Origin of the sequence: Streptococcus gallolyticus subsp. gallolyticus DSM 16831 (assembly GCF_002000985.1) — a bacterium.
Lineage (GTDB): Bacteria > Bacillota > Bacilli > Lactobacillales > Streptococcaceae > Streptococcus > Streptococcus gallolyticus.
This window is the reverse complement of sequence record NZ_CP018822.1, coordinates 2,273,567-2,286,662: the sequence shown is the minus strand read 5'-3', so window position 1 is coordinate 2,286,662 and position 13,096 is coordinate 2,273,567. Positions and strand designations below refer to the sequence as shown.

15 protein-coding genes are annotated in these 13,096 nt (G+C 38.0%); all 15 read left to right on the top strand.

Going from position 1 to position 13,096, the window contains the following annotated elements; all coding sequences use genetic code 11:
- The first annotated feature begins 233 nt into the window (after positions 1–233).
- The 15 genes from BTR42_RS11390 (at position 234) to BTR42_RS11320 (ending at position 13,091) form a co-directional block, all read left to right on the top strand.
- On the top strand, positions 234–1,424 hold the full coding sequence (locus BTR42_RS11390; RefSeq protein WP_012962562.1) for an argininosuccinate synthase: 1,191 nt from the start codon (positions 234–236) through the stop codon (positions 1,422–1,424).
- Between the two features lie 572 nt (positions 1,425–1,996).
- Positions 1,997–3,391, top strand: coding sequence for an argininosuccinate lyase (argH, locus tag BTR42_RS11385; protein ID WP_077498017.1), 1,395 nt, complete (start codon positions 1,997–1,999; stop codon positions 3,389–3,391).
- 128 nt (positions 3,392–3,519) lie between these two features.
- The gene (gene rnpA, locus BTR42_RS11380) at positions 3,520–3,879 is read left to right on the top strand and encodes a ribonuclease P protein component (protein ID WP_003066688.1); all 360 of its coding nucleotides are present in this window, start codon (positions 3,520–3,522) and stop codon (positions 3,877–3,879) included.
- A complete protein-coding gene (locus BTR42_RS11375; protein WP_009855060.1) occupies positions 3,863–4,678 on the top strand; it encodes a YidC/Oxa1 family membrane protein insertase in 816 nt (271 codons plus the stop codon). Before rnpA ends, BTR42_RS11375 begins: the two co-directional genes overlap by 17 nt.
- 12 nt (positions 4,679–4,690) lie before the next feature.
- Positions 4,691–5,689, top strand: a complete 999-nt coding sequence (gene jag, locus BTR42_RS11370) for an RNA-binding cell elongation regulator Jag/EloR (protein ID WP_009855059.1) — start codon at positions 4,691–4,693, stop codon at positions 5,687–5,689.
- A 122-nt stretch (positions 5,690–5,811) separates the two neighbouring features.
- On the top strand, positions 5,812–6,663 hold the full coding sequence (locus tag BTR42_RS11365; RefSeq protein ID WP_077497789.1) for an ABC transporter ATP-binding protein: 852 nt from the start codon (positions 5,812–5,814) through the stop codon (positions 6,661–6,663).
- The gene (locus tag BTR42_RS11360; RefSeq protein ID WP_167367615.1) at positions 6,664–7,503 is read left to right on the top strand and encodes an ABC transporter permease; all 840 of its coding nucleotides are present in this window, start codon (positions 6,664–6,666) and stop codon (positions 7,501–7,503) included.
- Between the two features lie 22 nt (positions 7,504–7,525).
- The gene (locus BTR42_RS11355; RefSeq protein ID WP_039694669.1) at positions 7,526–7,981 is read left to right on the top strand and encodes a LytTR family DNA-binding domain-containing protein; all 456 of its coding nucleotides are present in this window, start codon (positions 7,526–7,528) and stop codon (positions 7,979–7,981) included.
- Between the two features lie 10 nt (positions 7,982–7,991).
- Entirely contained in the window at positions 7,992–8,378 is a 387-nt protein-coding gene (locus BTR42_RS11350; protein ID WP_074658267.1) for a DUF3021 domain-containing protein, read from the top strand.
- 146 nt (positions 8,379–8,524) lie between these two features.
- Positions 8,525–8,926: a hypothetical protein gene (locus tag BTR42_RS11345; RefSeq protein WP_061458124.1), complete on the top strand. Its 402-nt coding sequence runs from the start codon at positions 8,525–8,527 to the stop codon at positions 8,924–8,926.
- A gap of 204 nt (positions 8,927–9,130) precedes the next feature.
- The gene (gene rpmH, locus BTR42_RS11340) at positions 9,131–9,265 is read left to right on the top strand and encodes a 50S ribosomal protein L34 (RefSeq protein ID WP_002885866.1); all 135 of its coding nucleotides are present in this window, start codon (positions 9,131–9,133) and stop codon (positions 9,263–9,265) included.
- A gap of 382 nt (positions 9,266–9,647) precedes the next feature.
- Positions 9,648–9,971 carry a hypothetical protein gene (locus BTR42_RS11335; RefSeq protein ID WP_009855053.1) on the top strand — a complete coding sequence of 108 codons (324 nt, stop codon included), beginning with the start codon at positions 9,648–9,650 and terminating at the stop codon, positions 9,969–9,971.
- The gene (locus BTR42_RS11330) at positions 9,961–11,955 is read left to right on the top strand and encodes a V-type ATP synthase subunit I (RefSeq protein WP_077497787.1); all 1,995 of its coding nucleotides are present in this window, start codon (positions 9,961–9,963) and stop codon (positions 11,953–11,955) included. The genes BTR42_RS11335 and BTR42_RS11330 overlap by 11 nt, the downstream gene beginning before the upstream one ends.
- A gap of 1 nt (position 11,956) precedes the next feature.
- Positions 11,957–12,436: a V-type ATP synthase subunit K gene (locus BTR42_RS11325; RefSeq protein WP_009855051.1), complete on the top strand. Its 480-nt coding sequence runs from the start codon at positions 11,957–11,959 to the stop codon at positions 12,434–12,436.
- A 70-nt stretch (positions 12,437–12,506) separates the two neighbouring features.
- Positions 12,507–13,091 (top strand): hypothetical protein, encoded by a 585-nt coding sequence (locus BTR42_RS11320; RefSeq protein ID WP_077497785.1) that lies wholly within the window; start codon positions 12,507–12,509, stop codon positions 13,089–13,091.
- The last annotated feature ends 5 nt before the right edge of the window (positions 13,092–13,096 follow it).

Sequence of the window (13,096 nt, the reverse complement as noted above, 5' to 3'; positions counted from 1 at the left end):
GGTAATGTAGTAATCGTGATATTTAGGAAAAATCATCCACTTATGGATGGTTATTTTTTTGCATAAAATCGCTCATTTTCTGTATATATACTGTATATTTGTTATAAAATCGTAAAAATTTCGCTTTTTTTTGAAAAAATATTCAAAAAAGTGTTGACAGGATTGTTTTTGATATGTATAATTATACACATAAAGTTGATAAAAACACAAAAATAAGAAAAGAGAGTATTCCTATGTCAAAAGAAAAAGTTATCCTTGCTTACTCGGGTGGTCTTGATACTTCAGTTGCCATTACTTGGCTCATGAAAGATTATGATGTTGTTGCTGTTTGTATGGACGTCGGCGAAGGTAAAGACCTTGATTTTATTCATGATAAAGCTCTTAAAGTCGGTGCGGTTGAATCTTACGTCCTTGACGTTAAAGATGAATTTGCTGAGGAATATGTGCTTCCAGCACTTCAAGCTCACGCTTACTACGAACAAAAATACCCATTGGTATCAGCGCTTAGCCGTCCAGTCATTTCTAAAAAATTGGTTGAAATTGCTCATAAAACTGGTGCGACTACTATTGCTCACGGATGTACTGGTAAAGGTAATGACCAAGTTCGTTTTGAAGTGGCAATCGCTGCGCTTGATCCAAACTTGAAAGTTATTGCTCCAGTTCGTGAATGGAAATGGTCTCGTGAAGAAGAAATTGAATACGCTAAAGCAAACGGTGTGCCAGTTCCTGCTGACCTTGACAATCCATATTCAGTTGACCAAAACCTTTGGGGGCGTGCTAATGAATGTGGTGTCCTTGAAAATCCATGGAATCAAGCACCAGAGGATGCTTTTGGTATCACAACTTCTCCAGAAGAAGCTCCAGATACACCAGAATTTGTTGATATTGAATTTAAAGAAGGAAAACCAGTTGCACTTAACGGCGAAGAGCTAAAATTGGCAGACCTTATCCAAAAATTAAACACAATCGCTGGTAAACACGGTGTTGGACGTATTGACCATGTTGAAAACCGTTTGGTTGGCATCAAATCACGTGAAATTTACGAATGCCCAGGTGCTATCACACTTTTGACAGCTCACAAAGAAATCGAAGACATCACATTGGTACGTGAAGTTTCTCATTTCAAACCAATTCTTGAAAATGAATTGTCAAACCTTATCTACAATGCTTTGTGGTTTAGCCCTGCGACAGAAGCTATCATTGCTTACATCAAAGAAACACAAAAAGTGGTTAACGGTACTGCTAAAGTTAAACTTTACAAAGGTCATGCTCAAGTTGTGGCTCGTAAATCACCAAACTCACTTTACGACGAAAACTTGGCAACTTACACATCAGCTGACAGCTTTGACCAAGACGCAGCCGTAGGCTTCATCAAACTTTGGGGACTACCAACCCAAGTTAATTCACAAGTAAACAATAAATAATTAACAGAAAAATAAATAAAATAGTTTCTAAGGCGTAACTTTGATGTCAATCAAGGAATTAAGCCGTAGAAAAAAAGTCTTAATAAGTAAGAAAAGAATTGGTGAGGAATTTTCAAAGCTAATCAAGAAGAAAAGGTGGTTTCTAAGGTGATAATTTTGATGTCAATCAAGGAATTGAGCCGTGGAAAAAAAGTCTTAATAAGTAAGAAAAAGAATTGGTGAGAAATTTTTAAAGCTAATCAAGGAAGAATGGCGCAGGCAGTACTTAGGGTACGGCAAGCCATGATGACGATGATTAGTACCGAAAATTTCCACCAAGCTTCAGATAAAAGGGGACAGGGAGCCCCATCTGAGACTCTTTTCTTATAACTTACCTATCTCGTTAATGTCAACAGAGAGTGGCATCGAGCTTAAATAATGATATCCTGTGAGAATCATTTAAGACCAACGCCCCGTGAGGCAACACCCTATAAGTCCTAGGTCGCTCCTTGGACTTATTTATTAATTAAACAAATAAGAAAAGAGAAAGGCTTTGAACGCCACGTGTTTTGGTGGTTCATTGTATCATTGTTATGGCAACAGAAAATCATAAATTATGGGGCGGGCGTTTTGAAGCTGGTCTTGAAAAATGGGTTGAAGAATTTGGGGCATCGATTTCTTTTGACCAAAAAATGGCAGAATTTGATTTGAAAGGCTCAATTGCTCACGTGACCATGCTTGGTGAAACAGGCATTATTGCAAAAGACGAAGCTGCGCAAATCAAAGAAGGTCTTGAAGAATTGCTTGCAGAATACAGGGCTGGAAAAATTGAATTTGATGTGTCAAACGAAGATATTCACATGAATATGGAAAGTCTCTTGACTGCTAAAATCGGTCCTGTGGCTGGAAAATTGCATACGGCGCGTTCACGTAATGACCAAGTGGCAACTGATATGCACTTGTACTTAAAAGCTAAGCTTGATGAAGTGATTGAAAAGCTTGGCAATTTGCGTCAAACGTTGGCGGACTTGGCTGATGAGCATGTCTATACTATCATGCCAGGTTATACACATTTGCAACACGCACAGCCGATTTCATTTGGGCATCACTTAATGGCGTATTATAATATGTTTACGCGTGATAGTGAACGTTTTGAATTTAATGTGAAACATACGGATATATCACCGCTTGGTGCGGCTGCTCTTGCTGGAACAACTTTTCCAATTGACCGTGAGATGACAGCGGAGCTTATGGGCTTTGCCAAACCTTACAGCAATTCACTTGATGCAGTGTCTGACCGTGATTTTATCTTGGAATTTTTGGCAAATAGTTCTATTTTGATGATGCATATGAGCCGTATTTGTGAAGAAATCATCAGCTGGTGCTCAAATGAATTTAAGTTTGTGACGCTTTCAGATACGTTCTCAACAGGTTCATCAATCATGCCGCAAAAGAAAAATCCTGATATGGCAGAATTGATTCGCGGAAAATCTGGTCGTGTTTACGGTAATCTTTTTGGGCTTTTGACGGTTATGAAGTCTTTGCCTTTGGCTTACAATAAAGATTTGCAAGAAGATAAAGAAGGCATGTTTGATACGGTTGAAACCATTACGGTGGCTATTGATATTTTGGCTGGTATGCTTAAAACCATGACGGTCAATAAAGAGCATATGGCTGAATCAACTGAAAAAGATTTTTCAAATGCAACTGAATTGGCTGATTATCTCGCAAGTAAAGGGCTTCCGTTCCGTCAAGCTCATGAAATCGTTGGTAAATTAGTATTAGAATGTACTAAAGCTGGCTATTATTTGCAAGACGTGCCGTTTGAACGTTACCAAGAAATTTCTGATTTGATTGATGAGGACATTTATGAAACTCTTAAATCACACACCGCTGTTGAGCGTCGCCATTCTCTTGGTGGGACTGGATTTGACCAAGTCAAATGGCAAATTAAAGAAGCCAAAAACAGTCTAAAAGCGACCCATTAACAATTTTTTCTACTTCCTAAAGCATTTTCCAATAAAATATTTAAAGATATTAAGCCCAAAATCCTTAGAGGTTAGGGCTTTTTAAATTTTTATGGTATAATAAAAATAATTTAGAATGGAGTCGTACGTTGAAGAAAACCTATCGTGTCAAAAGTGACAAAGATTTTCAGGCAATTTTTAGCAAGGGAACAAGTGTTGCCAATCGAAAATTTGTCGTCTATCAATTAGAAAAAAATCAAGGCCACTATCGTGTAGGGCTTTCTGTAAGCAAAAAACTTGGTAATGCTGTTACCCGAAATAGCATCAAGCGAAAAATTCGACATGTTGTCATGGAATTGTCACCAAATTTACGACATCATGATTTTGTTATCATTGCTCGTAAGGGTGTCGAGGAACTTGATTATCATGAAGTGAAGAAAAATTTACTCCATGTTTTAAAACTTGCCAATTTATATCAGGAAGGTCTAAATAGTGAAAAGAAAGATTAAATTATTAGGATTAAGTAGTCTTACTTTAATACTTTTGGCTGCTTGTGGTCGCAGCGAAGTAACCGCTTCATCAACTAATGGCTGGGATCAAATTGTTTATTTCTTTGCCAAAGCTATTCAGTGGCTATCGATTAATGGTCGAATCGGAGTTGGGATTGTTCTCTTTACCATTATCATTCGAGCAATCATGATGCCACTTTACAATATGCAAATCAAATCAGGGCAAAAAATGCAAGACTTGCAGCCAGAGCTTAAAAAGTTGCAAGAAAAGTATCCTGGTCGTGATACAGACAGCCGCATGAAGTTGACAGAGGAAAGCCAAGCGCTTTACAAGGAATACGGTGTTAATCCATATGCGACGATGCTCCCACTAGTCGTTCAATTGCCGATTTTGATGGCTTTGTATCAAGCCTTAACACGTGTTGCCTTTTTGAAAACAGGTACATTTTTATGGATTGAATTATCAAAACCAGACCCATATTTTATTTTGCCTGTTTTAGCCGCTTTGTTCACATTCCTTTCATCTTGGTTAACAAACAAAGCAGCGCGTGAGAAAAATATTGCCATGACGGTGATGACTTATGTGATGCCAATTATGATTTTCTTTATGAGTTTCAGATTGGCTTCAGGGGTTGTGCTTTATTGGTCAGTTTCTTATGCTTTTCAGGTATTCCAAATTCTTTTGTTGAATAATCCTTTCAAAATCATTGCCAAACGATTGGAAGAGGAACAAGCTGAAAAAGAACGTGCGGCTAAGATTCGTCGTGCTAAGAAGAAAGCGCAAAAGAGAAGAAAGTAAGAGGAAGAAAGTATGGTAATATTCACAGGTAGAACTGTTGAAGATGCTATTGAAAAAGGCTTGAAGGAGTTGCATTTGTCACGCCTTAAAGCCCACATTAAAGTGGTTTCTCGTGAAAAAAAAGGGTTCTTAGGTTTTGGTAAAAAGCCTGCTCAGGTTGATATCGAAGGGATTAATGAAGTGACGGCTCACCGAGCTAACCAAAAAGTGGTTAAGGGTGTGCCAGAGGAAGTTAATCAAAAAAATGAACCTGTGTCATCAAAATTTGAAGATACAATGGAACTTCGAAAAGTTGCCAGCATTATTAAGAAAATGGAAGAGCGTGGCGAAGTCATTGACGATTCAGTTAAAGAAGATATTGTCATGCACAAGAAAAAAACGCAAACCATTCTTGAAGAAGCTGGGCATACAGAGGTTTTAGAAGCGCTTGAAAAGGCTGAAGAACCAGTTGAAGAAGATGTTCAGGTTGACGAAAGCCCAGAAGTGGCTAAAACTGAGCAATCTTTTGAAGAATTTGTTGCTAGTGAATTTCCAGCTCAACGTGAATTGAGTAAAGACATCGAAAAAGCTACGGAAGAAGTTGCAGAATATGTCAAAAAAATCATCTATGAAATGGACATTGATGCAACGGTTGAAACTAGCCACAATCGCCGTCAAATCAATTTGCAAATTGAAACTCCAGAAGCTGGTCGTGTCATTGGTTATCACGGAAAAGTTTTGAAATCTCTTCAATTACTTTCACAAAATTTCTTACATGACCGTTATTCAAAGAATTTTTCTGTCATTTTGAATGTTCATGATTATGTGGAACACCGCACAGAGACATTGATTGAATTTACTCGCAAAGCAGCCAATCGTGTTCTCGAAACTGGTAAAGATTATGTCATGGACCCAATGAGCAATAGCGAGCGAAAAATTGTTCACAAAACAATCACAAGCATTGATGGTGTGGATAGTTATTCAGAAGGTAACGATCCAAATCGCTACGTTGTTGTGACAGCTGTTCAATAAATTTCCAGAGCCGTTAAGGCTCTTTTTTTACCGCTTAGTTGCTTTTTTTCGCCGCTTACCGTAAGATGCCTCTTTTGTTGGGGCTTTTTTGCTATAATGGTTGCAAAAGGGAGGGAAAGGTTATGTTGATTAGAACGAAGAATCTTACGAAAACATTTGGTGACCAATTGGTGATTGACCATTTGAATTTGGAAGTTGAAGAGGGAATGTTATTAGCCTATATTGGCACAAATGGTGCTGGGAAATCTACGACAATGCGGATGTTGACGGGGCTTTTGGTACCGACATCTGGTGAGATTGAGTTAGCGCCAGATTTGAAAATCGGAATGGTTTTTCAAGAGAGTGTCTTGGACGCTGAATTGACTGTTTTGGATAATTTGAGGAGTCGTTCGGCACTTTATCGTAACCGTGATAAGGAGTGGATGGGTAAATTGATTCGTTTGACGGGGATTGATACTTTTCTGAATCAGACATATGGAACCTTGTCAGGTGGGCAACGTCGCCGCGTTGATATTGTTCGTGCACTTTTAAATAAGCCTAATTTGCTTTTCTTGGACGAGCCAACAACAGGGCTTGATATTCAGACACGCGAAGCTATTTGGCAATTATTGCGCCAGTTGCAAGCGGAAGAAAATTTAACAATCTTTTTGACAACGCATTACCTTGAAGAAGCTGAAAATGCGGATATGGCTTATATCATTGACCATGGAAAGGTTTTGGCAAAAGGGTCAGCCAAGGAATTGAAAGAAACTTATACACAGCCACATTTATTAATCAAAACACAGCAAGTGAAAGCTTTTCAGGATACTGATTATTATCTACAAGCAGATGATTGTTTGAAAATTGAGGTTAACAGTGTATCAGAAGCTCTTGCGATTTTGGCGGACAAGCGAGCCGTGATTGAGGATTTTGATTACAAAAAGGCTAATATCAACGATGTCTTTTTAAGCATTACGGGAAGGGAGATGGCGTAAATGGTTGCGATGACCAAACGAAATTTGAAACTTTATTTTTCCAATAAAATGAGTGTCTTTTTCTCACTGTTGGGAGCTTTGATTGCTTTTGGTTTATACATTATTTTCTTGCAAAAAAATATGCAGGATTCTTGGTCTGGAACCCCACATTTGGAAGAAATTTTAGACAATTGGGTGATTGGTGGCACCTTGGCGATAACGAGCATTACGACTACTTGGACAGGAATTGTTCGCTTAGTTTATGACCGAGAAAATCACAAGCTAGAAGATTTTCTGTTGACTGATACGTCACGTTTTAAAGTCTATCTAGGTTATTTAATGTCAGCGAGCGTCATTGGTTTTACCATGCAAGCATTTATGTTTGTCGTGATGAAACTCTACTTTCATTGGCAAGATAATATTAGCCTTTCTGGTTCACATTTACCACAAATACTTAGTATAATGGTTTTAGGGTCATTGCTCGGAGCAAGTCTTGCTTTGCTGATTTTACAATTTTTTAAATCGATAGAGTCTAGTGAGGCTTTATCAACCATTGTTGGGACAGTTTCAGGTTTTCTTGTGGGCGTTTATATGCCACTTGGAACATTACCGAACATTGCACAAATTGTGGTTAAAATAACACCAGCAGCCTACGTCGCTGCGGCTTATCGTCAGACGTTGATTAACCAAGATTATCTGGGAAAATCAGAAAAAGTGTACTTAGGCATTGGCTTAAAATTAAAAGAATTAACAACGGTCAATCAAGAATTGCTAATCATCAGCGGTGTGCTAGTTATTAGCCTTGGCATTCTAGGAATGATGTTAATCGTCAAGGAAAAACGTCCAGTGATTAGTGGATAAGTAGAAAATGAGGGAGAGAGTTGTGCATTATCAGTTTGAGGAAGATAAGCAGTTACCAAAAGATGTTATTGAAGTTTTAGTAAAAAGCTGTCAGCTTGACAATTCCGTACAAAAAGTTCTGGATTATCTTGCTCAATTTGAGCAAAAAGAGCCAACAGTTTTGCCGATAAAAACGGTGGATCGTATTGAAATGTTGCGTGTGGCAGATTTGATTCTCGTTGATGTTGATGGCTCTGCCCTTATTTTGGAAACGACGCAGGGACGATTGTTGACTAACGACCGCTTGTATAAATTTCGCCAGCGTTTAGCAAACCCAGATTTTGTCCAAGTTTCTAAGCATGCTTTGATTAATATCAATCATCTGAAAGCACTTGAGAATAGCTTTTCAGGCAATATGTTAGCGATATTGACAGGAAAAATCAAAACAGATGTTAGTCGGCGTTATTTATCAGAGTTGGAAAAACGCTTGGAATTGTGAGGTGACATTGATGAATTATGTTAAACGAGTGATTATCTATTTCTTAATGGGAGTAGGTTTTGGGAGTTTGGTTTACTTGTTCTTTTTGTGGCAGAGTGGTGCTGAGACGCAGACGGTTCAGCATATTGCAAATGTGGTGTTCATTAGTGGATTGATTGGTTTGGTTAGTATGATTTTTGAAGTGGAAGCCATTCCTGTCGCATGGGAAATTCTGATTCATTTTTGCTTGGTTTATGGGCTATATAGTTGGCTTGAGAAACTTAACGGCATTGTCTGGTCATGGCATCTTTTAGGCGAATTTTCCCTTACTTATCTAGTCATCTGGTTTGTCATCTATATCAGTTTCAATAACCGTGTGAAAAATATTAACCAAAGATTACGTGAGAAGAATGGGTAAAGTAATTATAAAAAATTCAAGAGAACAAAAATTTGTTCTCTTTTGCTATATTTAACATTAAAATATTTTGAAAATAGTGGTACAAATGATATACTTGTTTAAAGTATATATTTTTAAGCGTTTATGGTTTTAGGAGATGGAACATTATGAAAAAGTTTATTGTAGTTGTGGGTTGCACATTTGGTTTGTTGTTTTCATTGCTTGGGGCTAATGGTTATTTAGTGGCTTCTGATGTTGATGCTAGTACGGTATCGCATAAAACTGGCAATTATACTATTGATAAAATTCTTAGCAGCTATGAGGGCGAAGAATTTTTCACAAAAGATTACGTTGATGAGATGTTTAACAACTGGAGTATTGATGAAAATACTAAAGTCATCGCTGATGAGGAAGGTGGTCTATTTTATTCTTTAACTGATAACCATGCGGTTCTAAAGACATACGATACTGACAGCGGTCAAGTCGTGGAAGAACTAAGCTTAGATTCCCCTAGAGCAACAACGGTCGGAGAGCTAAAAGAAGCCTTGTACGAAGCTTTAGAAGAATGATAACGAATGCTCCAGTTATATGCTGGGGTATTTTTAAACTATAAAAGCTCTTTGGGGTCATCTTTTAAAAGAGAGACATTGAAATAAAAACCAAGTAGTCCTTGACAGCTTCCTATTCTTATTATAAAATAGTATGGTATGTTTAGTAACTGATCAAATATAGCCGGCTAAACGAATACGAAAATCTATGAGGAGGTATTCATCGTGAAACGTACTTATCAACCAAGTAAAATCCGTCGTCAACGTAAACACGGATTCCGTCACCGTATGTCAACTAAAAACGGACGTCGCGTGCTTGCTGCTCGCCGTCGTAAAGGACGTAAAGTTTTATCTGCTTAATTGATAGAATACAAAAAGTCACCGTCAGTGCTCGAGTCTGACGGTTTTTTTTATTTTCTTGAAATCCAGTCTTACTTTTTGGGTATTCATGAAAAAATATGATATAATAAGCAATATATTCTGTAAGCGCATACAGCACAAAAGACTATCGTTTTCAGCTATTAAAAACGGAGTTTTATTTGAGTTCTGTTTTGTTAGCAATTGAAAATTTTTGCAATTGATATTTGACAATTAAAACCTATCATGATTAGTAACGTGATAGGTTTTTTGTTAGGAATAGAGCTATGCGAATATGGAATAAGACTAAAAAAACTTAACATTTGCTAATATTCTTGTGTTAATTTTGGTACAATAAAGGTAATTATTGAGAGGAGGTGTCACGGTGGCAAATTCCATTTTAGAAACAATGCAGGGTATTGAAGCCGAAGCAAAGCAAGTTTTGGCGGCTTATGATGCAAAGGTTCAAGGATTACGTTCGCAATTTACACAAGAATTGGAACGTATCGAAACGGATTGTGACCAGAAAACTCAAATTGAAGTTGAGGGGCTTTCAAAAGAACTTGCGGAGAAAACTACTCAGTTGAAAGAAAACTTGACGACAACCATTGCAAAAAATGACAGCAATGTCAGGTCGGTTTTGATGACGAGAAAAGACGGTCTGGTTCAGCAAATCGTGGACAGGGTGGTAGAAAAGTATGGCAATTAGTCAAATGAAGAAGATTTCTCTCATCTTCTCAAAAGAAACGCTTGACGCTCTGTTGCTTATTCTTCAGCAATCACAAGTGGTTCAGATACGTGATATCACACAGATGACGGATTGGCAAGAGGCTTTTGAAACTGCTCAAGTCAATCTCCCACAGATTCATTTGCAAGAGTCTGATAAGGAGTTGACTGGAGAAGAAGTGCTCTCGCATTTGGCAAAAAGACAGCAATCTTTGGAAACAACTGTTGGAAAATTGCAACATTTTATTCCAAAAGAGGGAACGATACAATCGTTACGAAAAGCTGATTTTTCCATGTCTTTTGCTGAATTAGAAGCGTTTGGTCGTGATAATTCTGCTGATGTTTTAATCAATCGAGTGAATGATAAAATCAAGCAGAATCGTAATTTGGAGCGACGAATCGCAGAACATCAAGCCGAAATCAATCGTTTAATGAACTGGCGCTCGCTTGAGGTTACTCCAAAAGAATTGAGCCATTTTGATTTTGTTCATGCGGTTGTTGGAACGATTCCTAAAACAGATGATGATGCTTTATATCATAATCTTAAAGCTAATTCAGCCTTGGAAGTTCAAGATGTCTTTAGTTCAGAATTAGAGTATGGTGTGATTGTTTTTCAAAGTGGCAAAGTGATGTCATCACTTGATGACTATGGCTTTAAGCCTTTTGATTATGACAAAAACATACTGCCAGCGCAAGCTATTTCTCAAATGCAAGATGAAGTGGCTACTTGGACGTCTGAAAAGCTGGAAGTCGAGGGTGAACTGAAGGTTTCGCAACGAGAGCTTCAAGAGTTGAAAGTTCAGACAGATTATGTCTTAGGGCTTTATGCACGTCAGGAAGCTAAGAAAAAATTGGCTAGTACCAAGCATTTGGTGGCTTTGGAAGGCTGGGCAGAAGCAGAGCAAATTGACCGTCTGAAGTCAGATATTCAGGCACAATTTGGCGATGGTGTTTTTATTCAAGAGTTGGATGTGGTTGAAGATGATTGGGAAAATGTTCCTATCAAGCTTAAAAATCACCCATTGGTAGAACCTTTTGAATTAGTGACAGAAATGTACGCTTTGCCAAAATATTATGAGAAAGACCCGACACCAATTTTGATGCCATTTTATTTTACTTTCTTTGGAATGATGGTAGCGGATTTGGGTTATGGTTTGTTCTTATTCTTAGCGACGTTTTTGGCGTTGAAACTGTTCAATTTACCTAAAGGAACAAGGCGTTTCTTGAAATTCTTTAATATTTTAGCGGTTGCGGTATCCTTGTGGGGAATTGTTTATGGTTCTTTCTTTGGCTACACAATGCCAATCGTTCTTTTGTCAACGACGACTGATGTGATGACTATTTTGCTTTTATCAGTTGCATTTGGTTTTGTGACAGTGGTTGTTGGGCTACTTTTGGGTGGTTTGCAAAAACTGCGGCTAAAAGATTATGTGGAAAGTTACAATTCTGGCTTTGCTTGGTGTTTGATATTGATTGGTATTTTACTGATTGTGTTAGGGGCAATGCTTCCTCATCTATCAGTATTGACAACAATTGGTGCGGTACTTGCCATTGCAAATGCGATTGGTATTGTGATTGTCTCGATTATTCAAGCAAAGAGTTTGGTCGGCTTAGGAAGCGGTCTTTACAATCTCTACAATATTAGTGGTTATGTGGGAGACTTGGTCAGCTTTACGCGTTTGATGGCGCTTGGTTTGTCAGGGGCAAGCATTGGCTCTGCTTTCAATTTGATTGTTGAAATTTTCCCACCAGTAGCACGTTTTACTATTGGTATTGTCATCTTTATACTTCTACACGCTATTAATATTTTCTTATCATTGTTATCAGGTTATGTGCATGGGGCACGTCTGATGTTTGTTGAATTTTTTGGAAAATTCTATGAAGGTGGAGGAAAACCTTTCCAACCTTTAAAATCATCTGAAAAATACGTTAAAGTTACTATAAAATCTCAATCGGAGGAAAACTAAAATGGAACAATTAGCTACTTACTTCTCAGCACATGGTGGTGCATTTTTTGGAGCTCTTGGTGTTGCTTTAGCCGTTGCTCTTAGTGGTATGGGCTCTGCTTATGGTGTTGGTAAAGCTGGTCAAGCAGCGGCAGCTTTGTTGAAAGAACAACCTGAAAAATTTGCGTCAGCCTTGATTCTTCAACTATTACCAGGTACACAAGGACTTTACGGATTCGTTATCGGAATTTTGATTTGGTTGCAATTATCTCCAGACCTTTCTGTGGAAAAAGGTGTGGCATATTTCTTTGTTGCCCTTCCTGTTGCGATTGTGGGTTATTTCTCAGCTAAACATCAAGGAAATGTGGCTGTTGCTGGTATGCAAATCTTGGCAAAACGTCCTGAAGAATTCATGAAAGGGGCTATCCTTGCTGCCATGGTAGAAACTTATGCCATCCTTGCTTTCGTTGTTTCTTTCCTTTTGACACTTCGTGTAGGATAATGAGAAGCAATTTTAATGACTATTTTCCTAATATAACCGTTAGGATATTATCTTAGAAAGAGGTGTTCAAGTGAGTGACACAAATGCACTAAAACAATCAATTATTGAACAGGCTCATCAAGAAGGCAAATTACGTTTGGCTGCTGCTGAAGATAAATTGACAACAGAATTTGAGGCAAACAAAGCACGTTTATTGCGTGAAAAAGAAGCAGAACGTCAAAGTCAACTCAAAGATATTAATCAACAATTTCAAATTGAAGCGCAGCAAATTCGTAACCAAGAACGTCAACCAACTTTGGTGTCTAAGCAAAAAGTCTTAAAAGAGCTGTTTGCGGCGGCAAAAGACAGTATGTTTGCATGGACAGTTACAGATGAGTTAGCTTTTATCCGCAAGATTTTGGCTAAATATTCTGGTCAGGCAGTAGTGGTTACTTTCGGTCAGGTGACTGCTGAGAAGCTTAGCGCTACTGACATCACGCAATTGCAGAGTGAGTTTCCAAAGGCAACTTTTGAAAATGATGTTATTGCTGGTCAAGCTGGCTTAGTCATTTCAATCGGACAAGTAGATGATACGTATTTGTATGCTGACTTGATTGAATCAATTTACAAGGAAGAAAGTTCTCGAATCGCTGCCGATATTTTCAAAGAGAATTAGAGGAG

Bases quoted from the DNA above. Each gene is read 5' to 3' on its own strand.
- BTR42_RS11390 (WP_012962562.1), top strand. From the start codon at position 234: ATGTCAAAAGAAAAAGTTATCCTTGCTTACTCGGGTGGTCTTGATACT.
- argH (WP_077498017.1), top strand. From the start codon at position 1,997: ATGGCAACAGAAAATCATAAATTATGGGGCGGGCGTTTTGAAGCTGGT.
- jag (WP_009855059.1), top strand. From the start codon at position 4,691: ATGGTAATATTCACAGGTAGAACTGTTGAAGATGCTATTGAAAAAGGC.
- BTR42_RS11360 (WP_167367615.1), top strand. From the start codon at position 6,664: ATGGTTGCGATGACCAAACGAAATTTGAAACTTTATTTTTCCAATAAA.
- BTR42_RS11325 (WP_009855051.1), top strand. From the start codon at position 11,957: ATGGAACAATTAGCTACTTACTTCTCAGCACATGGTGGTGCATTTTTT.
- BTR42_RS11345 (WP_061458124.1), top strand. From the start codon at position 8,525: ATGAAAAAGTTTATTGTAGTTGTGGGTTGCACATTTGGTTTGTTGTTT.
- BTR42_RS11365 (WP_077497789.1), top strand. From the start codon at position 5,812: ATGTTGATTAGAACGAAGAATCTTACGAAAACATTTGGTGACCAATTG.
- BTR42_RS11330 (WP_077497787.1), top strand. From the start codon at position 9,961: ATGGCAATTAGTCAAATGAAGAAGATTTCTCTCATCTTCTCAAAAGAA.
- BTR42_RS11350 (WP_074658267.1), top strand. From the start codon at position 7,992: ATGAATTATGTTAAACGAGTGATTATCTATTTCTTAATGGGAGTAGGT.